Genomic DNA, 18725 nt, shown 5'->3' on the forward strand with positions numbered 1-18725 from the left:
TCAGCGAGCCGGAGGTTTGGGGCGGAGCCCCATAAAGAGGCGCGCGTCGCGGGCCCGCGTCAGCGCCGCCAGGCGTACTCCGTCTCCGGCCTCCCCGGCGTGCCGTACCGGGAGTCGCGGCCCACGCTGCCCTGTTCCGCGAGGTGCTCGAGATACCGCCGCACCGCGACACGTGACATCCCGAGCGCCGCGGCGGCTTCGCTCGCCGAGAGCGGTCCCGACGCGCGGACGGCCGCCGCGACGCGGTCGAGCGTCGTTGCCGAGAGGCCCTTGGGCAGGTCGACGGATGCCGGGGGCCGAAGCGACCCGAGCAGCGCGTCGACCTCGGCCTGCGTCGCCTGGCCCTCGACGTCCGAGACCTTCGCCCGGAAGGCCCGATACTGCTCCAGCCGTTCGCGGAACGTCGCGAACGTGAACGGCTTCAGCAGGTACTGGGCAACGCCCAGCGCGACTGCCTGACGCACGACATCCGCGTCCCGCACACCGGTGATGGCGATGATGTCGACGTCCGAGGCGCGGGCGCGGATGTGCCGGGCCACGTCGAGCCCGTGTCCGTCCGGCATCGTCATATCCAGCAGCACGAGGTCGATGCCCTCGGCCGGAGGACTCTCGAGCACCGCCGTCACGGCCGCCCGGGCGCCGGCGCACTCCGCAACCACCCGGAACCCGGGAAGGCGCTCGACGTACTGGCGATGCAGCTCCCGCGTGAGGCGTTCGTCGTCGACGATGAGCACCTGGATCACGACGCGCCCCTGGTCACCGTCGGCGCGCCCGCGACGCCGACCGCGGGGAGCACGACCGAGAACGCCGTGGGCGGTGCCGCAGCGAGGCTGACGGTGCCGCCGGCCGCCGCGACGATGTCCCGCACGAGCGCCAGCCCGACGCCGCGACCGGCAGCGCCGGCCGGTTTGGTGCTGAACCCGTGCTCGAAGATCCGCTCCCGGAGGCCCGGATCCACGCCCCGCCCGCTGTCGGTCACCGTGACCGACAGGTCGGCGCCCGCCCTGGCGATCCGCACCCGCACCCACCGCGGCTCGGGCCCCGCCGCCGCCGCGTCGATGGCGTTGTCGATCAGGTTGCCGACAACCGACACGGCGTCAACGGGTCCGAGCACCGATCGCGGCGCCATGGGGTCGACATCCACGATCCATTCGATGCCCCGCTCCTTGGCCTGCGAGGCCTTCCCGAGCAGCAGGGCCGCCACGGTCGGGTCGCCGTCGCGCGCGAGCACGCGGTCGACCAGGTCCTGGCTGACGCGCGAGGTCTCCGTCAACAGCTCCACCGCCTCGTCGCTGCGGCCGAGTTCGATCAGTGCGACCGCGGTGTGCATGCGATTCCCGTGCTCGTGCGTCTGCGCACGCAGGGCCTCGCCCAGGGTGCGCACCGACTCGTACGACGAGACGGCGTCGCGCACCGCGCTTGCGGGAAGGTCGCCGGCGATCCGGCGGGTCAGGCGGCGCGCGAGCCAGGCAGCCATGATGCCGATGGCCGCGAGCGCGATGGCGATCGCGATGACGAACGGAATCTGACCCCACACTCCGGTTCCGACGCTGCCGAGGGTGATTCCGGCGGACACGAGTGCAACGACCTCGCCGTCGCTGACCACCGGGACCACCGAGCGCAGCGACGGACCCAGCGTTCCGACCGCCTCTTCGGTGAGCGACCGGCCCTCGAGCCCCTCCTCGATGGTCCCCAGATAGGGCTTCCCGATCTCGGTCGGATCGCGGTGCGTCAGCCTGATTCCGTCGGTGTTCATGATCGTGACGAAGTCGATCGGCGTCTCATCCATGATCGCCTCGGCGATGGGCTGCAGGGATGCCGTGGCCGCGGCATCCGTCCCGCTTGCCACGGCCTCGGCGACCGCAGGCATCTCGGCGATCGTCTGAGCGACGGCGAGGGTCAGGGCCTCCGCCTCAGCGCGCTCCGTCGCCTGTGCCTGCCAGGCGAGCAGCGCCACCAGCACGGCGGTGATGACCAAGACCGCTCCGAGAAAGGCGAGGAAGACGCGGGATGCCGCGCTCGCGCCGCTCCGCGCCATGCGAGCCCCCGCCTCTCCGAGACCAATACGACCGCAACCCGGCTGCGTCGCCGATGAAGGCCCAGAGTACTCCCAGGGCGGATGCCGCGACCGCGGTCCGCAGAACAGTGAAGTTTCTCCCCTGGAGGCGATGATGGCTCTTTCCAATCCCAAGACGGGATCGTTCAAGCTGCCCGGTTACAACTGGCGACGGGGCAAGACGGCCTGGGACAAGCACACCTGGCTGTACGTCGCGGTGATCGTCGCTGTCGTGGCCGGCGCGACGATCGGCCTGATCTGGCCCGAGTTCGCCGTGACCCTCAAGCCGATCGGGACGGCCTTCGTCTCGCTGATCAGGATGATGATCGCGCCGATCATCTTCTGCACGATCGTCGTGGGGGTCGGGTCGATCGCCAAGGCGGCGACGGTGGGCAAGATCGGCGGACTCGCGCTTCTGTACTTCATGGTGATGTCGACGTTCGCGCTGGCGATCGGCCTGGTGGTCGGAAACATCATCCACCCCGGCGAGGGCCTCAACATGACGGCCGCGACGTACGAGTCCGCCGCGACAGCGGAGGCGAAGACGACCGAGGAGTTCCTCCTCGGCATCATCCCGACCACGTTCTTCTCCGCGTTCGTCGGCGAGAACGTCCTCCAGGTCCTGTTCATCGCGCTGCTGGTCGGGTTCGCCCTCCAGCAGATGGGCGAAAAGGGTCAGCCCATCATGAACGCCGTCAAGCAGCTGCAGTCGCTCGTGTTCCGGATCCTCGGCATGATCCTGTGGCTCGCTCCGCTCGGCGCATTCGGTGCCATCGCGGCCGTCGTGGGTGAGACAGGGGTGGCGGCGATCTGGAGCCTCGGCATCCTGATGGTCGCGTTCTACATCACGTGCATCGTCTTCATCGTCGGCATCCTCGGGACGCTGCTCTACGTGGTGACCCGCATCAACATCTTCAGCCTCATGAAGTACCTCGCCCGCGAATACCTTCTCATCGTGGGCACCTCCTCGAGCGAGTCGGCCCTGCCACGACTCATCGCCAAGATGGAGCATCTCGGCATCCAGCGCGCGGTCGTCGGCATCACCGTCCCGACCGGCTATTCCTTCAATCTGGACGGCACCGCGATCTACCTCACGATGGCGTCGCTCTTCATCGCATCGGGGATGGGTGCGCCGATGTCGATCCCCGAGCAGATCGGGCTGCTGGTCTTCATGATCATCGCGTCGAAGGGTGCGGCCGGCGTCACGGGTGCCGGGCTCGCGACCCTCGCGGGCGGCCTCCAGGCCTACCGCCCCGACCTCGTCGACGGCGTGGGCGTCATCGTCGGCATCGACCGCTTCATGTCCGAGGGTCGTGCCCTCACGAACTTCACCGGCAACGCCGTCGCGACGATCCTCATCGGAACGTGGGTGAAGGAGATCGACAGCGCCCGCGCGCAAGCGGTGCTCCGCGGCGAGATTCCCTTCGACGAGACGACGATGCAGGGGGACGATCACGACGGCATGTCGGATGCGAAGGATGCCGTCGGCACGCAGGGCCTCGAAGACGCGGCGATCGCCGAGGCCGAGGCGAAGGAAGCACGTCAGGCGCAGCGCGCGGTCGCCTCGCACTGAACCACGCGGAGGAGCCACGGCGCGAGCCCGTCCGGTCCCGACCGGGCGGGCTCGCTCGCGCTATGGTGCCGGAGTGACGACTTCCCCCGCAGGCTGTCCCGGCGCCGACATCCCCGACTCCCGCGGCCGCACCGGCCTTGACCGCACCGGACTCGATCTGACGGGCAATCCGCGGGTGCGGGTGACGGATGTCGAACTGGTCGCGGCCGCGTGGCACGTGCTGCGGCGCACCACTCTCGAATACCAGGACGCCTCGGGCGAGTGGTCGACGCAGCAGCGCGAGACCTATGACCGCGGCAACGGCGCCACCGTGCTGCTCTACGATCCCGATCGCCGAACCGTGCTGCTCACGCGCCAATTCCGCTTCCCGGTCTACGTCAACGGCCATCCGGACGGGATGCTGATCGAGGCGGCGGCCGGACTGCTCGACGAGGATGACCCCGAGACGGCGATCCGCCGCGAGGCCGCCGAGGAGACGGGCGTGGAGATCGGCGAGCTGCAGCACGTGTACGACGTCTTCATGAGCCCCGGGTCGGTGACCGAGCGCCTGCACTTCTACGCCGCGCCGTACACCGCCGATACCAGGACCGCCGACGGAGGCGGGCTGGCGGACGAGGGGGAGGAGATCGACGTGCTCGACATCCCGTTCGACGAATCCCTGGCCATGATCCGGGACGGGCGGATCTGCGACGCGAAGACGATCATGCTGCTGCACTGGGCGGCGCTCGACGGGCCGTTCGCGCCGAGTGCCGGTCACTCACGATGATCCACCACATCAAGGTCGTCTACTGCACGCAGTGCGCCTGGATGCTGCGAGGCGCGTGGGTCGCGCAGGAGCTGCTCACCACGTTCCAGGACGAGCTGATGGGCGGGGGCGCCACCCTGGTACCGGGCACGGGCGGGATCTTCGAGGTCTACGCCGACGACCAGCTCGTGTGGTCCCGCAAGGACGACGGCGGCTTCCCGGACATCGTGCTGCTGAAGCGCCGGGTGCGCGACCGCATCGCGCCGGATCGTCCGCTCGGTCACGCGGACCGCGCCGCGGCGCGACCCGATGCCTGAGCGGTGCCTGCGAGGATAGCCCAGTGCAACCTCCCCACGAACGCCCCGACCTCTCACGGCTGATCCCGCTGATCGTGGGCGCGGCCGCCGCCATCGTCGCGATCATCTTCCTGTGGATCGTGACGTCGGTGCGCCGCGACCAGCCGTTCCCGATCGATGTCTGGTGGCACGAGCTGATGGTCTCCAATCGGACGGATGCGGGGCTGGTGCTGGCGTGGATCCCTGGACACCTCGGGGGTCCGGTGCTGGCCATCGTCACCGGACTGGTCGTCGTGGGAACACTCCTGATCCTGCGGTGGTGGTGGGCCGCCATCACCGTCGCCGCGACGCTGGTGGTGTGCATCGCCATCGCCGCTCCGCTGGCTGCGGTCGTCGCCCGGATCAGGCCGGAGGATTCGCTCGCCGAAGACGTCCCGACCTCGTTCCCCTCGGGCCACGTCGCCTTCGCGGCCGCCCTCACGACGGTTCTCGCGCTGCTCCTCCGGCATTGGGTCTGGTGGGCGCTCGCGGCGGTGTGGATCGTGTGGATGTCGTGGAGCCGGACCTATCTCGCCGCCCACTGGCTGACAGATGTCATCGGCGGGGCGTTCCTCGGCATCGCCGTCGGAATTCTCGTCTGGGCGACGGTGGAGACGATCCGCAGGCGAAGAGCGGCCCGCCTCGCGAACGCCTCGCCCTGACGTGAACGGGGGTGGCGCGGGCCGTCTTCAGCCGCGGTCCGTCGACCGCGGTATCCGGTAGATGAGATGGGTCACCCGGTCGCCGGGGTGGATCACGGGATCCTCGAACAGGATGTCGCCATCGAGCTCGCCGAACCAGCGGATGCCCCCGCCGAGCAGCACCGGCACGAGGTCGATCCGGATCTCGTCGACGACGCCCCGACGCAGACACTGCCGCACGACATCCGGCCCCGCGACCCCGATCTCCCCGCCGCCCGCGAGTTCGGCCGCGCGATCGAGCGCGGCGTCGAGGTCTCCCACGAACTCGAACGGCGCAGGGGCGCCATCCCGACGCGCGGGCGGCCAGTCAGCGGGGGGCTCCCGGTGGGTCAGCACCACGGTCGGCGACTCGTTCGGCGGATGCCCGCCCCAGCCTCTCGCGACGTCGAAGAGGCGGCGCCCGGTGAGGAAGGCGCCCTCGCGGGGCAGGGAATTCCAGTACTCCGAGTCCGCCTGGCTCAGATGGAACGGAACCGGATGACCAGGCATCCACGTCTCGACGTCCCCCGCCTCGTACCAGTCGAAGAGGGGGCCCACGCTGTCGTCGTCGCGGGCGATGAACCCGTCGATGGACATCGAGAACTGGGCGGAAACACGGCTGGAGCGGTGCACGCAACCATTGTATTGATAAACCGCCAGGTTGTCAACGGCGAGATACGCTACTCCCGCAGGGCGACCCCGCTACGCGCAGTGCCGCTGGACCTACAGCACGATGTCGGCGGTGGTGCGCAGTTCACGCCATCGCGGGCGGGGGAGCGCCGTGACCGGCACGAGGACATCCGCCGCGACGAGCGGGCCGAAGTCGATGCCGGCGAGGTCGCCTAGCTCGGCGATCGGCGCCTGGAAGGTGCGGAAGCCGCCCAACGGCGGCACGGCCCTGGGAGAGCCGTCCCGCAGGAGGGCGCTCTGGTCGAGCACGAACCCGGCGGCGCTGAGCGCCCCGTCGGATGCCCACGCGGCGACCTTCCAGAACCGCCGGGGAATCTGCACTCCCCGATAGAGCGGGTCGTCTTCGACCAGCACGGGTGCGGTGAAGACCGACACGCGCAGGTCCTGGGCGTCGGCGTAGCCGAGAACGTGGTCCTCGAGTCCGACCCACAGATCCTCGCCCTGATTGAAGCGACCGACCTGGGGTGCGGCGTTCGTGTAGACGAAGGTCTGCTCGGTCGCGGCGCGCGCGGTCGCGGCATCCCCCCAGCCGGGATCGCGCCGCCGGACCATGTGGCCGCGGTCGAAGTCATTGTCGCTGTAGAGGGCTGGCCCCGCCTGCGCGCTCGCGGGAACTCGGGCGTCGAGCTCCCACCTGCCCGTCCGCGGCAGGTCGAGCAGCGCCTCGCCGTCGATGTTCACGGCGGTCACGCTCGCGAGCCGGCGCTCGATGTCCAGCAGCACGCTGAAGTGCAGGTACGCCAGCTCGCGCACCTCGGCCCCGCCGAGCGGAGTCGGCACGGGGACCGGCACCCCCAGGAACGAGGCGTCGTAACCGACCTCTTCGGCGTCGATCACCCGCTCTTGCGGCGGAACTCGCGCTTGGTCTGGATCGGCCCGTGAGCCGCGTGCACCGTTGAATCGCCGTCGAGGTGCGCCTCGCCCTCGCGGTGCTTCGCGTTCTTCTTGTCGAGCGCCTCCTTGAACTTGCGCTTCTGTTCGTCGGCTGCCGCTTCCTGCGGCTTATCGTCGGTGCTCATGCCTCCCACCCTAGATCGATGCCTCCTCGCCCCGCCAGACGCGGCCGATCGCGGCGTACGACGGGCACGCTGGTAGGCTTGTGCAGGTTGCCTTCGGGCATCCGCTCAATTTCATATGAGCCACTACGGAGCAGGCCGGCAGGATGCTGGTCCCCTGTGGTGGTCTCCCAGTCGCCGATCTCGCCATCGGCGGCTGGTGGACTTCCACTGGTGACCAGCGCAAGCGCATCAAAAGCCGTGCTGAAATCTGCCTGTTCCTGCTCCTTCGAACGAACTCGCGCGCCACTCGGGCGGGCGAGGAGTTCCTCCCCGGTATGGGAGGAGCTCATCAAAGAGTCGTCCCCGGGTAGGGGAGGACTCATCAACAAAGAAGGAGATAGACCTCTTGGAAGGTCCTGAAATCACGTTCGCCGAAGCCGTTCTCGACAACGGCCGTTTCGGCACTCGCACGATCCGTTTCGAAACGGGTCGTCTCGCGCAGCAGGCGCAGGGCGCCGTCGCCGCGTACCTCGACGAGGAGACGATGCTCCTCTCGGCCACCAGCGCCGGAAAGCACCCGCGCGAAGGCTTCGACTTCTTCCCGCTGACCGTCGACGTGGAAGAGCGCTCATACGCCGCCGGCAAGATCCCCGGCTCGTTCTTCCGCCGCGAGGGCCGCCCCTCGACCGAGGCGATCCTCGTCTGCCGTCTCATCGACCGCCCGCTGCGCCCGTCGTTCGTCGACGGCCTCCGCAACGAGGTGCAGATCGTCATCACCGTGCTCTCGATCGCGCCGGGCGAGTTCTACGACGCGCTCGCGATCAACGCGGCATCGCTGTCGACGCAGATCTCCGGTCTGCCGTTCTCCGGCCCCATCGCCGGCGTGCGCCTCGCCCTCATCCCTGGTCACGGCGACAACGCCGACCAGTGGATCGCGTTCCCCACCGTCACCCAGCTCGAGGAGGCCGTCTTCGACCTCATCGTCGCCGGTCGTGTCATCACCGCTGCCGACGGCAGCGAGGACGTCGCGATCATGATGGTCGAGGCCGAGGCCACCGAAGGCAGCTGGAACCTCATCAAGGGCGGCGCCACCAAGCCGAACGAGCAGGTCGTGGCCGAGGGCCTCGAGGCCTCGAAGCCCTTCATCAAGCAGCTGGTCGCGGCACAGAACAGCGTCGCGAGCACGGCGGCCAAGGAGATCCAGGACTACCCGGTCTTCCTGCCGTACACGAAGGAGACCTACGACTTCGTCGCCGGTCGCGCGTACGACAAGCTCGTCCCGATCTACCAGATCGCCGACAAGCAGGAGCGCCAGAACGCGGATGACGCGGTCAAGGATGCCGTCAGGGCCGAGCTGACCGCCGCGGTCGAGGCCGGCGAGCTTCCGGCCACCGCCACGCTCGAGTTCTCCGCTGCCTACAAGTCGGTGACGAAGATCATCGTGCGCGGCCGCATCCTCGCCGAAGGCGTGCGCATCGACGGCCGCGGGCTGGCGGACATCCGCCCGCTCGATGCCGAGGTGCAGGTCATCCCGCGCGTGCACGGCTCCGCGATCTTCCAGCGCGGCGAGACCCAGATCCTGGGTGTCACCACGCTGAACATGCTCAAGATGGAGCAGCAGATCGACTCGCTGTCGCCTGTGACGCACAAGCGCTACATGCACCACTACAACTTCCCGCCGTACTCGACCGGTGAGACCGGCCGAGTGGGCAGCCCCAAGCGTCGCGAGATCGGGCACGGCTTCCTGGCCGAGCGCGCCCTCGTGCCGGTGCTGCCCAGCCGCGAGGAGTTCCCGTACGCGATCCGCCAGGTGTCCGAGGCTCTCGGCTCCAACGGCTCGACGTCGATGGGTTCCGTGTGCGCCTCGACCCTCTCGCTGCTCAACGCCGGTGTGCCGCTGCGCGCACCCGTCGCGGGCATCGCGATGGGCCTCGTCTCCGACCAGGTCGACGGTCAGACCCGCTACGCGGCGCTGACCGACATCCTCGGTGCAGAAGACGCTCTCGGTGACATGGACTTCAAGGTCGCCGGCACGAGCGAGTTCGTCACGGCGATCCAGCTCGACACGAAGCTCGACGGCATCCCGACCTCGGTGCTGACCGCCGCGCTCCAGCAGGCCCACGACGCCCGCCTGACGATCCTCGGCGTGCTGAACGCCGCGATCGACGGTCCGGACGAGATGGCGCCGACGGCTCCGCGCGTGATCAGCGTGCAGATCCCGGTCGACAAGATCGGCGAGCTGATCGGCCCCAAGGGCAAGACGATCAACGCGATCCAGGACGAGACCGGCGCGCAGATCTCCATCGAGGAGGACGGCACCGTCTACATCGGCTCGGCGGACGGCCCCTCGGCCGAACTCGCCCGCGCCCAGGTGAACGCGATCGCCAACCCGACGAACCCGGAGATCGGCGAGCAGTTCCTCGGAACCGTTGTCAAGATCGCCACCTTCGGCGCGTTCGTCTCGCTCCTTCCCGGCAAGGACGGACTGCTGCACGTCAGCGAGGTCCGCAAGCTCGCCGGCGGCAAGCGCGTCGAGAACGTCGAAGACGTGCTCGGTGTCGGCCAGAAGATCCTGGTGCGCATCACGAAGATCGACGACCGCGGCAAGCTGTCGCTCGAGCCCGTGGTCGAAGAGGCCGCGGGGACCGAGTCGCCGGTGGCCGCGCCGGAGAGCCTCGAGGCACCCGCAGAGGTCTGAGCGACGCTCTGACGAAGCAGAAAAGGCCCGGCTGTCCCCTATTCGGTGGACAGCCGGGCCTTCGCTTGCGCACCGTGACCAAACTGTTATGTAATGTTTACCGCCGGTCCGCCTGATTGACGGTCTCTGTCGGAGCCCTGCTCTAGCCTCGAAGTACGCGCCGGGGGGTGCGCATTAGATCACGAAGAACCCAAGGGCTTCGTGGGGGGTGGGCTCATGTCTTTCTTCGGCGTTGGTACAACGGCTTCCGCCGAGGTGCCATCCGGTGGACCGGATGTCCAGGCGAACGCGCCGCACCCATCAGCCCCCATTCCCGTCCAGGGACCCGCCGTCGGACGCAGCGTGCGCGTTCCACTGGGCGAATCAGGCCCCGGGGTCTTCCCGCTGATCCTCGGCGGTGCCGAGTTCGGCTGGAATGTCGACCTCGAGTCGAGCCACGACATCCTCGATCGCTACGTCGAGCTGGGCGGCAACACCGTCCACACCGCGGACGCATACTCCGCCGGCCGCAGCGAGCACATCATCGGGCAGTGGACCCGCTCCCGCGGACTCCGCGACGACGTGGTGCTGGCGGTGCGCGTCGGCGGCCACGCCGACAATCCGGGGCTCGGTCCGGTCAGTCTGGTGCGAGCCGTGGAAGCGTCGCTGACGCGCCTCGGCACCGACCGCATCGACGTGCTCTATCTCGACGCCACCCATGCCGACGCTCCGCTGGAGGACACGCTCGCCACCGCCGAGTGGCTCGTCGAGGCCGGCAAGGCGCGGGCACTCGGCGCGTTTGCCTTCTCCGCTGAGAAGTTGGTGGAAGCACGCATCCTGGCATCTGCCGGCTACCCGCGCATCACGGTGCTCGACGCGCCGTACAACGTGCTGCGGCGACAGGAGTTCGAGGGTGACGTCCGCCTCGTCGCGAGCGCGCAGAGCGTCGCCGTCACTCCTTCCCACGCGCTCGAGCACGGCTTCCTCTCGGGCCGCCACCGCCAGCGCTCCCGACTCAGCCACACGGTCCGCGGCGCCCAGATGGTCGGCAGCCTCAACCGCCGGGGCACGCGCACGCTGCGCGCGCTGGATGCCGTCGCCGCCGAGTTGCAGGTGCCGGACGCCGCGGTCGCTGTGGCATGGCTGCTCGCGCAGAAGACCGTCGTGGCGCCGATCGTCAACGCCTACGCGGCTCAGCACGTCGAGGAGCTCGTACAGGGCGTCGGTGTGCACCTCAGCCGAGCACAGCTGGCCGAGTTGAACAGGGCGGCCGAGTAGCGGAGACCGACCCTGCGGCGGCCCTGGCGCGACGTGGCATAGTCTGATGGTTCCCCCCAGCCGAAGTATCGGAGTGATGTGCAGTGACGCACTTTATCTACCTTGTGCGCCACGGTGAGCATCAGGATGCCGAGCACGGCCTCCATGACGGACCGCTGTCGGCGCGCGGCCGGAGGCAGGCCTCCCTCATCGCCGATCGCCTCTCCGGGGTGCCGCTGGAGGCGGTCTGGCACTCCCCGCTCGAGCGGGCAGCGCAGACCGCCCGGATCGTGGCCGACCGGCTGCCGTCCGTGACACCCGAGCCGTCGGCGCTGCTCTTCGACTGCGTGCCGACGGGCATGACCGGGCAGACACCCGCCGCTTTCGAGCCGTTCTTCGGCTCGATCACCGAGGCGGAGGTCGATGCCGGCCGGGCGCAGATGGCCGATGCCGTCAGCGAGTTCTTGGTGCGTCGGCAGGGCGATGTGCACGAGCTCCTCATCACCCACAATTTCGTCATCGCCTGGTTCGTGCGCGAAGTGCTGCAGGCGCCGGAGTGGCGCTGGATGACGCTCAACCAGGCGCACGGCGGCCTGACGGTGATCTCGCAGAAGCAGGGCAGGCCCTGGACGCTGAACGCCTTCAACGACCTCGCGCATCTGCCCTTCGAGCTCCGCACCGGCCTTTCGGACCACACCGTCGTCTAGGCCGGATCAGACGGGCGAGAGAACCTTCCCGTACCAGCGCGTGGCGTTGCTGTTGTCGTTGTACGGCTCGATGGGGGTGAAGCCGGAGCGGGCGTACAGAGCGCCGGCGGCCTCGAGGGTGTGATGGGTGTCGAGCACGAGCTCGACGGCGCCCCACTCGCGTGCCCGGCGCTCGAGCTCATCCATGAGCAGCCGCCCCCAGCCCCGTCCGCGCGTCTCGGGGCGCAGGTAGAGGTGCTTGATCTCGTAGCGCCGGCCGTGCGGACCATCCGGGATCGCGCGGATCCCTCCGCATCCCACCGGCGCTCCGTCGTCGTCCTCCACGAGGAGGAAGACACCCGCCGGCGGCTCGAACGTCTCCGGGGCGGGAAAGGTGGTGCGGTAGGTGGCGTCGGGGAATCCGGTGGCTCTTGCAGCGAAGTACTCCGCGAGCAGCGCGTGGGCATCCGGCGCGTCGACGGCGGATGCGCGAAGCAGTACCATGCTTCGAGCCTAACGAGTGGGCGGAAAGGACCGCGCGGCGGCCGAACGTAGGATGGACCCATGACGACGCGTGTGGCACTCGTGGGCGGCACCGGCAGGCTCGGGAGCATCATCCGCACTGTCGTCGACCAACTGGACGACTTCGAGGTCATCGCCGTGCTGGGCTCGGGCAGCGACTGGGACGATCTGTCCGGCGCCGACCTGGTGGTCGATGCGAGCACACCGGCGGTGAGCATCGACGTCGTCCGCGCCGCCATCGAACGCGGCATCAACGTGCTGGTCGGCACGTCGGGCTGGTCGAGCGAACGAGTTGCGCTCGTCCGTCCGCTCGTCGACGCCGGCGGCACCGGAGCGGTCTTCATCCCGAACTTCTCGCTCGGCTCGGTGCTCGGCTCCGCGCTTTCCGCTGCCGCCGCCCCCTTCTTCCCGTCGATCGAGATCGTCGAGGCGCACCGCGAGACGAAGGTCGACTCGCCGAGCGGCACCGCCGTTCGCACCGCCGAGCTCATCGCCGCGGCCCGCGCCGATGCCGGCCCCGTCGAGTCTCCGCACGTCGATCAGCGGGCCCGCGGCCAGCAGGTCGCGAGCGTTCCCATCCACTCGCTGCGCCGGCCGGGTGTCGTCGCGAGGCAGGAGGTGATCCTCGCCGGAGCGGGCGAGTCGTTGACCATCACGCACGACACCATCGAGCCCGCCACGGCGTACGCCCCCGGCATCCGGCTCGCCCTGCAGGCCGCTCGCGCAGCGCGGGGAGTGACGATCGGCCTCGAGAACTTCATCGACATCGGCATCCGCGTCCCCGGCACACCAGGGGCCGCCCCGGTCGACGACGGCGGCGTGCCCGGCCAGGTCGCTCGGGCGACAGGGGCGTGAGCGCCCGCATCGGCGTGGCCGTCATGGCCGCGCTGCTCGTCCTGTATCTCGTGCTGGTGGCGCAGCGCGGATGGCTGCTCCTGCGCAGCGGTGACCCCATCGGCGTGGCGATGGGCGTCGCCCTCTTCGTCCTGCCGGCGATCGCCGGGTGGGCACTCGTTCGCGAGCTGATGTTCGGCCGGTCGGCGGAGCGCCTCGGCGCGCGGCTCGAGGCGGACGACGCCCTCCCCGCCGAATCCGTCGCGGTCAGGCCCAGCGGTCGGGTGCTTCGAGAGGAGGGCGACGCCCTGTTCCCGGTCTACCGGGAGGCGGTCGAGGCCGCTCCGGAGGACTGGCGCGCCTGGTACCGGCTCGGACTCGCCTACGATGCGGCGGGCGACAGACGACGCGCACGCTCCGCGATCCGGCAGGCGATCCGCCTCGAGGCGGGCTCGCGCGACGTCAGCCCGTGACGCTCACCCGGCGCCCGTGACGCTCAGTCGGCCCGGAGTGCGGCCGCGATCGCTTCCTCCACCGTCGTGTGCTGGAACGTGAAGCCCGAGCCCTGTAGCGCCGCGGGCACGACATCCGCGTCCGCGGCGAGGAGTGCATCCGTCGCATCCGACCCGAGGACGAGCTTCATCCCCCAGATCGGCGCGCGCACGACATAGGGGCGGTTCATCGCCCGCGCGAGCGCGAAACCGAGGTCATTCGCCGTGGCGCGGGTCGGCCCGGTCAGGTTCGCAGGGCCTTCGACGTCGGCATCCAGAAGGTGCCGGATGGCACGCACCTCGTCATCCAGTGAGATCCACGGCCACGCCTGCGTGCCTCGCCCGATGGGGCCGGCGACGCCGAATCTCGTCAGCAGCAGCAGGGGCTTCAGCACGCCGCGCGGATGCACGAGCGGCGCGGTGCGGGTCAGCACCACACGCGCGTGCGGTCCGGCCGCGAGGGCTGCGGACTCCCATTCGCCGCACAGGTCTGCGAGAAACGACTCCCCGCGCGGCGAGGCTTCCGTGAGCTTGCGCCCCGGCGCCGAGCCGTAGTAGCCGACGGCGGACGCCGAGACGAACGCGGGCGCGTCCGCCCCGAGCGCCTTGATCGCGGTCGCCAGCGCGCGCGTGGGCGTGATGCGGGACCAGAGCAGGGTGCTCTTGTAGGAGCGGGTCCAGGGGAAGCGACCGATGCTGGCGCCGTTCATGCCGACAACGGCATGCGCCCCCTCGAGCACGCCGGGGTCGAGGACTCCGCCGCCCGTCAGCCACTCGACCTCATCCGGCGCCTCCGGGGGCCGCCGCACGAGCGTCGTCACGCGGATGCCGTCGGCGCGGAGGCTGTCCACCAGCGCGGAGCCGATGAGCCCTGAGGACCCCGCCACCACGACGTGGCGCGAGGGCCCGTCCCCATCGTCAGGCAAGCGTCGCCTCGAGTGTGATCTCGACGCCCGCCAGGGCCTTCGAGACGGGGCAGTTCGCCTTGGCCGTCTCGGCGATCCGGTCGAAGTCCGCCTGGTCGAGGCCCGGCACGACCGCGTTGACGTTCAGGTGGCTCCCGGTGATGCCGACACCGGGCTTGAAGGTGACCGATGCCGTGGTGTCGATGGATTCCGGCGGGGTGCCGTTGTTCGTGAGCTCGAGCGAGAAGGCCATGCTGAAGCACGAGGAGTGCGCTGCGGCGATGAGCTCCTCGGGGGTGGTGGTCGTGTCCGATCCCTCGCTGCGCGCCTTCCAGTTCACATCGAACGTTCCGGAATGTGACGAGTCGAGCGTGACGGTGCCCGATCCCTCGAACAGGGTGCCCTTCCAGGCGGTGGATGCTTCACTCGTTGCGGTCATATGATTCTCCGGTTCTCGCGGACTGGTGCGGGCTTCCACGCCCGCGGCCAGCCTAAACCGGCAGCGCACGGCAGGGCGATGGCTTGACGGATCGGATGCCGTGTGCGGATCCGGTGATCGCCGCGACGGCCGGGTCCGCGGCGCTACGCGGACGCGGCGCGCCGGCGGCCGATGATCCCGACGCGCTGCAGAAGCAGGTACAGCTCGCACCCGAGGCAGTAGCCGAAGGCGGCGTTGAGCAGGGCGGCGACGAATGCCGCGGCAGCCGCCACGGGCAGCGCCCACGGCACGCCCGCGAGATGCAGCAGCAGCCCGGCACCGGTCACGAGCAGGCCGACACCCTGGGCGAAGCGCGGAGGACGCGGATCCTCCCACTCGGTGGGGGGTTTGAGGCGCGGGCCTACGGCACGGCGGAAGAGCACGGCGTACGGGTGGGTACTCGGCGAGAGTACGCCCCACAGGAACAGTCCGGCGATGAGGAGCAGCACCAGGAAGCCGGGATCACCGGCTCGCTGCGCCGCCGTTGCCGCCGGCATCCCGGCCGACGTGGCGATCCCCGTGAGCGCCAGCAGCACTGCCGGCAGCAGCAGGACGGCCGTGATGGACGCCGCGAAGCGCGGACCGCGCGGATCGATGCGACCGGACGTCTCAGGCATGGGAACGCTCCTGTTCTCCCACGACCCGGGCCACCTCGAGTTCGACGACGTCACGCCGGGCTGCTCCCCCGAAGCGGGTCTGCACGACGCCGTTCCGATCGAGGATGAGGGTCGTCGGCGTCTGGAGCACGTGGAAGTGCTTGGCGATATCCGGTCGGTGGGTGAGATCGATGTCGAGGTGGGCCACGCCGTCGAAGCTTTCGGCGACATCGGCGAGGGTGCGATGCACCGCGGGGCAGCGGGTGCACATCTCCGTGCTGAACTGCAGCAGCGTCGCGCGTTCGCCGAGCGGGGGGGCCCCGAGACGGGAGGCCTCGATGACCTCATGCGCCCTCGAGGGCCGCGGCCGGCCCTGGCGCCACTTGAGGAGTGCGCCGACGCCGATCGTCAGCACCAGCAGAGCGGTGAGGGCGAAAAGCGCGTTGATCAGGGTCACAGCACCCCAGGCTAACCCCTTGCGCCTGAATGGAAGGCCGAAGGGGTCTCTGTGACGCGCGTCCGGTGACAATCCCGGTGTCGGCGGCGTCGGTAGTGTGGGGCGCGTGAGCGATGCGACATCCACGGCAGCAGAGAGTGCAGTTCCCGAATTCCGAAGCGACGTCACCGTCGAACTCGTCCGCTCCAGCGCGTCGGATTCCGACGTCCTCTTCGCGGCGCGGGTCTCGACGCAGGGGGAGCAGACCCTCGGCGAGGCGCAGTCGGATGCCGGTGCCACCAGCCGCGACCGCGGACTGATCAACTACCTCATGCGGGACCGACACGGGTCCCCGTTCGAGCACAACTCGATGACCTTCTACGTGCAGGCGCCGATCTTCGTGTTCCGCGAGTTCATGCGCCACCGCATCGCCTCGTACAACGAGGAATCCGGCCGATACCGCGAGCTGCGGCCGGTGTTCTACGTTCCCGGGCCCGATCGCCGGCTCATCCAGGTCGGCAAGCCAGGTGCCTACGAGTTCCTCGAGGGCACCCCCGACCAGAGCGCCCTCGTCGACGAGGTGACCCGTGCGTCGTCCGTAGCCGCCTTCGATGCCTATCAGCGGATGCTGGAGGCCGGTGTGGCCCGCGAAGTCGCCCGCATCGTCCTTCCCCTGAACATCTACTCGTCGATGTACGTGACGATGAATGCCCGCGCGCTCATGAACTTCCTGTCGCTGCGCACCAGGGTGGCGGGCACTCACTTCCCCTCCTTCCCGCAGCGCGAGATCGAGATGTGCGCCGAGAAGATGGAGACGGCGTGGACGGCGCTCATGCCGATGACGCATGCCGCCTTCAATGCGAACGGTCGGGTCGCCCCCTAGGCCGCGGGGCGCGCCGGGTCGGCGCCGACATAGGCTGACACGCATGGTGAGAACGGCATTGATCACGGGCGCGAGTTCCGGCATCGGAGCGGAATTCGCGCGGCAGCTTGCCGCGCGCGGCATGGACCTGGTGCTCGTCGCGCGCGACAGGGCGGCGCTGTCGACGCTCGCCATCGCCCTGCACGACGAGCACGGCGTCGAGGTCGAGGTGCTGAGCGCCGACCTGCTCGTGCCGCGACAGCGGGACCGCATCGTCCGCCGCCTGACCGACCCGGAGCAGCCGATCGACATGCTCGTCAACAACGCCGGATTCGGGCTGCCGCTGCAGTTCGAGCGCAACGACGTCGAGGACGAGGTGCGCCACCTGGAGCTGCACGTCGAGGTGCCGATGCGGCTGACCCACGCCGCGCTCGGGCCGATGCTGCAGCGGGGGAGCGGACGCATCGTCAACGTCGCCTCCGTGGCCGGGTTCATCCCGCGTGCGACCTACGGCGCATGCAAGGGATGGCTGATCGCCTTCAGCCGTTGGGCGAACGGGAAGTACTCGGGACGCGGCGTCACCGTCACCGCGGTCTGCCCGGGCTACACGCACACCAACTACCACGAGCGGATGGGACTGGCTCCGGGCGCCGAGGGAGTCCCGGGCTGGATGTGGCTCGACGTGAGGGACGTCGTCGGCGAGGCACTGCGCGACGTGGCCCGCGGCAGAGGCGTGTCGATCCCGTCGCTCCGATACAAGGCACTCGTCGCCCTGTCGCGGGTGGCACCGCCGGGACTCGCCGCGAGGATCGGCGAGCGCGGCAGACCGTCCGCGGGTGCGGGTCGCACCGCGATCGGCTGATGGCCCTGCCCTCCTCCGCCCGGATGACCCGCCACCGCGCGACCGATAGCCTGAGGGCATGACGCACACCGGCAACCCATTCGGTCAGGTGCTCGTCGCGCTCGTCACCCCGATGACGGCCGACGGCGAGGTCGATTGGTCTGCCGTCGAGAAGCACATGGACGACGTGATCACCGCCGGCGCCGACGGCATCGTCGTCACGGGCACCACGGGCGAGACCAGCACGCTTACCGACCCGGAGAAGATCCGGCTCGTCGAGGTCGGCAAGGATGTCTCGGCCGGCCGCGCGAAGATCATCACGGGCGGCGGATCCAACGAGACCGCACACGCGATCGGCCTCTACAAGGCGAGCGAGAAGGCCGGCGCCGACGGCATCATGATCGTCACGCCGTACTACAACAAGCCGACGCAGGCCGGCATCCTCACGCACTTCCGGCTCGTCGCCGACGCGACCGACCTGCCCGTCATCCTCTACGACATCCCCGGCCGCACGGGCGTGCCGATCAAGTACGAGACGCTCCTGCGGATCGCGAAGCACCCGAACGTGCTCGCGATCAAGGACGCGAAGGGCGACTTCAGCGAGGTCAGCCGTGTGCTGAACCAGACCGACCTGATGTACTTCTCCGGCGACGACGCCAACGTGCTGCCGCACCTGAGCATCGGGGCCGCCGGTCTGATCGGCGTCACGGCCAACATCGCGTCGGCCCCGTACCGCACGATCGTCGACGCGGTGAACCGGGGCGACCTCGCCGCCGCCACCGCGGCTCACAAGAGTCTCGAACCGCTGGTGCGCGCGACGATGACGCACGTGCCGGGCACGGTCGCGGCGAAGTACATCCTGCACGGCCTGGGTCGCATCGGCAGCCCGCGTGTCCGCCTTCCGCTCGTCGGCCCCGAAGAGTGGGAGGCCGCCATGATCGAAGACGAGCTCGCCCTCGTGAAGGACGTCCCGGGCGCCGATTTCTCCAACTTCCGCCCCGACCGCAACGCCGCCGCCGGCGGCGCGCTGCCGAAGGTGCACGGAACCACTCGCTGAGGGGAT

23 protein-coding genes are annotated in these 18725 nt (G+C 69.6%); 12 read left to right on the plus strand and 11 right to left on the minus strand.

Going from position 1 to position 18725, the window contains the following annotated elements:
• Window positions 1–59 precede the first annotated feature (59 nt).
• Window positions 60–743 carry a response regulator gene (locus ACLQ2Q_RS02320; RefSeq protein ID WP_425817532.1) on the minus strand — a complete coding sequence of 228 codons (684 nt, stop codon included), beginning with the start codon at window positions 741–743 and terminating at the stop codon, window positions 60–62.
• Window positions 740–2038: a sensor histidine kinase gene (locus ACLQ2Q_RS02325; RefSeq protein ID WP_425817535.1), complete on the minus strand. Its 1299-nt coding sequence runs from the start codon at window positions 2036–2038 to the stop codon at window positions 740–742. The genes ACLQ2Q_RS02320 and ACLQ2Q_RS02325 overlap by 4 nt, the downstream gene beginning before the upstream one ends.
• A 133-nt stretch (window positions 2039–2171) precedes the next feature.
• Between ACLQ2Q_RS02325 and ACLQ2Q_RS02330 the strand changes: the two genes are divergently transcribed.
• The 4 genes from ACLQ2Q_RS02330 (at window position 2172) to ACLQ2Q_RS02345 (ending at window position 5371) form a co-directional block, all read left to right on the plus strand.
• Complete coding sequence (locus ACLQ2Q_RS02330) at window positions 2172–3629, plus strand: cation:dicarboxylate symporter family transporter (protein ID WP_425818603.1); 1458 nt, start codon at window positions 2172–2174, stop codon at window positions 3627–3629.
• Between the two features lie 73 nt (window positions 3630–3702).
• A complete protein-coding gene (locus tag ACLQ2Q_RS02335; protein WP_425817537.1) occupies window positions 3703–4395 on the plus strand; it encodes an NUDIX domain-containing protein in 693 nt (230 codons plus the stop codon).
• Complete coding sequence (locus tag ACLQ2Q_RS02340) at window positions 4392–4691, plus strand: SelT/SelW/SelH family protein (RefSeq protein ID WP_425817539.1); 300 nt, start codon at window positions 4392–4394, stop codon at window positions 4689–4691. The genes ACLQ2Q_RS02335 and ACLQ2Q_RS02340 overlap by 4 nt, the downstream gene beginning before the upstream one ends.
• A gap of 23 nt (window positions 4692–4714) precedes the next feature.
• Window positions 4715–5371 carry a phosphatase PAP2 family protein gene (locus ACLQ2Q_RS02345; RefSeq protein ID WP_425817541.1) on the plus strand — a complete coding sequence of 219 codons (657 nt, stop codon included), beginning with the start codon at window positions 4715–4717 and terminating at the stop codon, window positions 5369–5371.
• 27 nt (window positions 5372–5398) lie between these two features.
• Here the strand turns inward: ACLQ2Q_RS02345 and ACLQ2Q_RS02350 are convergent, their stop codons facing one another.
• The 4 genes from ACLQ2Q_RS02350 to ACLQ2Q_RS02365 all read right to left on the minus strand — a co-directional run bounded on the left by ACLQ2Q_RS02350 (window position 5399) and on the right by ACLQ2Q_RS02365 (window position 7427).
• Window positions 5399–6022 carry a dihydrofolate reductase family protein gene (locus tag ACLQ2Q_RS02350; protein WP_425817543.1) on the minus strand — a complete coding sequence of 208 codons (624 nt, stop codon included), beginning with the start codon at window positions 6020–6022 and terminating at the stop codon, window positions 5399–5401.
• Window positions 6023–6112: 90 nt separating this feature from the next.
• Window positions 6113–6916, minus strand: a complete 804-nt coding sequence (locus ACLQ2Q_RS02355; protein ID WP_425817545.1) for a DNA/RNA non-specific endonuclease — start codon at window positions 6914–6916, stop codon at window positions 6113–6115.
• Entirely contained in the window at window positions 6913–7098 is a 186-nt protein-coding gene (locus ACLQ2Q_RS02360; protein ID WP_425817547.1) for a DUF5302 domain-containing protein, read from the minus strand. The genes ACLQ2Q_RS02355 and ACLQ2Q_RS02360 overlap by 4 nt, the downstream gene beginning before the upstream one ends.
• Window positions 7095–7427: a hypothetical protein gene (locus ACLQ2Q_RS02365; RefSeq protein ID WP_425817549.1), complete on the minus strand. Its 333-nt coding sequence runs from the start codon at window positions 7425–7427 to the stop codon at window positions 7095–7097. Before ACLQ2Q_RS02365 ends, ACLQ2Q_RS02360 begins: the two co-directional genes overlap by 4 nt.
• A 56-nt stretch (window positions 7428–7483) precedes the next feature.
• Here ACLQ2Q_RS02365 and ACLQ2Q_RS02370 point away from each other — a divergent pair, with 56 nt between their 5' ends.
• From ACLQ2Q_RS02370 to ACLQ2Q_RS02380, 3 genes are all read left to right on the plus strand, one after another.
• The gene (locus tag ACLQ2Q_RS02370) at window positions 7484–9775 is read left to right on the plus strand and encodes a polyribonucleotide nucleotidyltransferase (protein WP_425817551.1); all 2292 of its coding nucleotides are present in this window, start codon (window positions 7484–7486) and stop codon (window positions 9773–9775) included.
• Between the two features lie 216 nt (window positions 9776–9991).
• Window positions 9992–11032: an aldo/keto reductase gene (locus tag ACLQ2Q_RS02375; RefSeq protein WP_425817553.1), complete on the plus strand. Its 1041-nt coding sequence runs from the start codon at window positions 9992–9994 to the stop codon at window positions 11030–11032.
• Window positions 11033–11115: 83 nt separating this feature from the next.
• Window positions 11116–11718 carry a histidine phosphatase family protein gene (locus ACLQ2Q_RS02380; RefSeq protein ID WP_425817555.1) on the plus strand — a complete coding sequence of 201 codons (603 nt, stop codon included), beginning with the start codon at window positions 11116–11118 and terminating at the stop codon, window positions 11716–11718.
• A gap of 6 nt (window positions 11719–11724) precedes the next feature.
• Here ACLQ2Q_RS02380 and ACLQ2Q_RS02385 read toward each other — a convergent pair whose 3' ends face one another.
• Entirely contained in the window at window positions 11725–12201 is a 477-nt protein-coding gene (locus ACLQ2Q_RS02385; RefSeq protein WP_425817557.1) for a GNAT family N-acetyltransferase, read from the minus strand.
• 60 nt (window positions 12202–12261) lie between these two features.
• On the opposite strand from ACLQ2Q_RS02385, the gene dapB reads away from it, so the two are divergent.
• Both dapB and ACLQ2Q_RS02395 read left to right on the plus strand, forming a co-directional pair.
• Entirely contained in the window at window positions 12262–13074 is an 813-nt protein-coding gene (gene dapB / locus ACLQ2Q_RS02390; protein ID WP_425817559.1) for a 4-hydroxy-tetrahydrodipicolinate reductase, read from the plus strand.
• A complete protein-coding gene (locus tag ACLQ2Q_RS02395; RefSeq protein WP_425817561.1) occupies window positions 13071–13526 on the plus strand; it encodes a hypothetical protein in 456 nt (151 codons plus the stop codon). The genes dapB and ACLQ2Q_RS02395 overlap by 4 nt, the downstream gene beginning before the upstream one ends.
• A 23-nt stretch (window positions 13527–13549) precedes the next feature.
• Here ACLQ2Q_RS02395 and ACLQ2Q_RS02400 read toward each other — a convergent pair whose 3' ends face one another.
• The 4 genes from ACLQ2Q_RS02400 to ACLQ2Q_RS02415 all read right to left on the minus strand — a co-directional run bounded on the left by ACLQ2Q_RS02400 (window position 13550) and on the right by ACLQ2Q_RS02415 (window position 15980).
• On the minus strand, window positions 13550–14470 hold the full coding sequence (locus ACLQ2Q_RS02400; protein ID WP_425817563.1) for a TIGR01777 family oxidoreductase: 921 nt from the start codon (window positions 14468–14470) through the stop codon (window positions 13550–13552).
• Entirely contained in the window at window positions 14463–14888 is a 426-nt protein-coding gene (locus tag ACLQ2Q_RS02405) for an OsmC family protein (RefSeq protein ID WP_425817565.1), read from the minus strand. Before ACLQ2Q_RS02405 ends, ACLQ2Q_RS02400 begins: the two co-directional genes overlap by 8 nt.
• 143 nt (window positions 14889–15031) lie before the next feature.
• On the minus strand, window positions 15032–15544 hold the full coding sequence (locus tag ACLQ2Q_RS02410; RefSeq protein WP_425817567.1) for a DUF4395 domain-containing protein: 513 nt from the start codon (window positions 15542–15544) through the stop codon (window positions 15032–15034).
• Entirely contained in the window at window positions 15537–15980 is a 444-nt protein-coding gene (locus ACLQ2Q_RS02415) for a TlpA family protein disulfide reductase (RefSeq protein ID WP_425817569.1), read from the minus strand. Before ACLQ2Q_RS02415 ends, ACLQ2Q_RS02410 begins: the two co-directional genes overlap by 8 nt.
• 106 nt (window positions 15981–16086) lie before the next feature.
• Here ACLQ2Q_RS02415 and thyX point away from each other — a divergent pair, with 106 nt between their 5' ends.
• Genes thyX through dapA form a run of 3 tightly spaced genes read left to right on the plus strand, consistent with a single transcriptional unit; the run spans window position 16087 to window position 18719 of the window.
• Window positions 16087–16842, plus strand: coding sequence for an FAD-dependent thymidylate synthase (gene thyX, locus ACLQ2Q_RS02420; protein ID WP_425817571.1), 756 nt, complete (start codon window positions 16087–16089; stop codon window positions 16840–16842).
• 43 nt (window positions 16843–16885) lie between these two features.
• Window positions 16886–17683 (plus strand): SDR family NAD(P)-dependent oxidoreductase, encoded by a 798-nt coding sequence (locus tag ACLQ2Q_RS02425; RefSeq protein WP_425817573.1) that lies wholly within the window; start codon window positions 16886–16888, stop codon window positions 17681–17683.
• A gap of 58 nt (window positions 17684–17741) precedes the next feature.
• A complete protein-coding gene (dapA, locus tag ACLQ2Q_RS02430; RefSeq protein WP_425817575.1) occupies window positions 17742–18719 on the plus strand; it encodes a 4-hydroxy-tetrahydrodipicolinate synthase in 978 nt (325 codons plus the stop codon).
• Window positions 18720–18725: the final 6 nt, after the last annotated feature.

Source organism: Microbacterium sp. DT81.1, assembly GCF_049844955.1.
Classification (GTDB): Bacteria; Actinomycetota; Actinomycetes; order Actinomycetales; family Microbacteriaceae; genus Microbacterium.

Excerpts from the sequence above, each read along its gene's own strand:
- ACLQ2Q_RS02325 (WP_425817535.1), bottom strand. The coding sequence starts at position 2,038 with ATGGCGCGGAGCGGCGCGAGCGCGGCATCCCGCGTCTTCCTCGCCTTT.
- ACLQ2Q_RS02330 (WP_425818603.1), top strand. The coding sequence starts at position 2,172 with ATGGCTCTTTCCAATCCCAAGACGGGATCGTTCAAGCTGCCCGGTTAC.
- ACLQ2Q_RS02340 (WP_425817539.1), top strand. The coding sequence starts at position 4,392 with ATGATCCACCACATCAAGGTCGTCTACTGCACGCAGTGCGCCTGGATG.
- ACLQ2Q_RS02360 (WP_425817547.1), bottom strand. The coding sequence starts at position 7,098 with ATGAGCACCGACGATAAGCCGCAGGAAGCGGCAGCCGACGAACAGAAG.
- ACLQ2Q_RS02365 (WP_425817549.1), bottom strand. The coding sequence starts at position 7,427 with ATGAGCTCCTCCCATACCGGGGAGGAACTCCTCGCCCGCCCGAGTGGC.
- ACLQ2Q_RS02375 (WP_425817553.1), top strand. The coding sequence starts at position 9,992 with ATGTCTTTCTTCGGCGTTGGTACAACGGCTTCCGCCGAGGTGCCATCC.
- ACLQ2Q_RS02385 (WP_425817557.1), bottom strand. The coding sequence starts at position 12,201 with ATGGTACTGCTTCGCGCATCCGCCGTCGACGCGCCGGATGCCCACGCG.
- dapB (WP_425817559.1), top strand. The coding sequence starts at position 12,262 with ATGACGACGCGTGTGGCACTCGTGGGCGGCACCGGCAGGCTCGGGAGC.
- ACLQ2Q_RS02405 (WP_425817565.1), bottom strand. The coding sequence starts at position 14,888 with ATGACCGCAACGAGTGAAGCATCCACCGCCTGGAAGGGCACCCTGTTC.
- ACLQ2Q_RS02410 (WP_425817567.1), bottom strand. The coding sequence starts at position 15,544 with ATGCCTGAGACGTCCGGTCGCATCGATCCGCGCGGTCCGCGCTTCGCG.
- ACLQ2Q_RS02425 (WP_425817573.1), top strand. The coding sequence starts at position 16,886 with ATGGTGAGAACGGCATTGATCACGGGCGCGAGTTCCGGCATCGGAGCG.
- dapA (WP_425817575.1), top strand. The coding sequence starts at position 17,742 with ATGACGCACACCGGCAACCCATTCGGTCAGGTGCTCGTCGCGCTCGTC.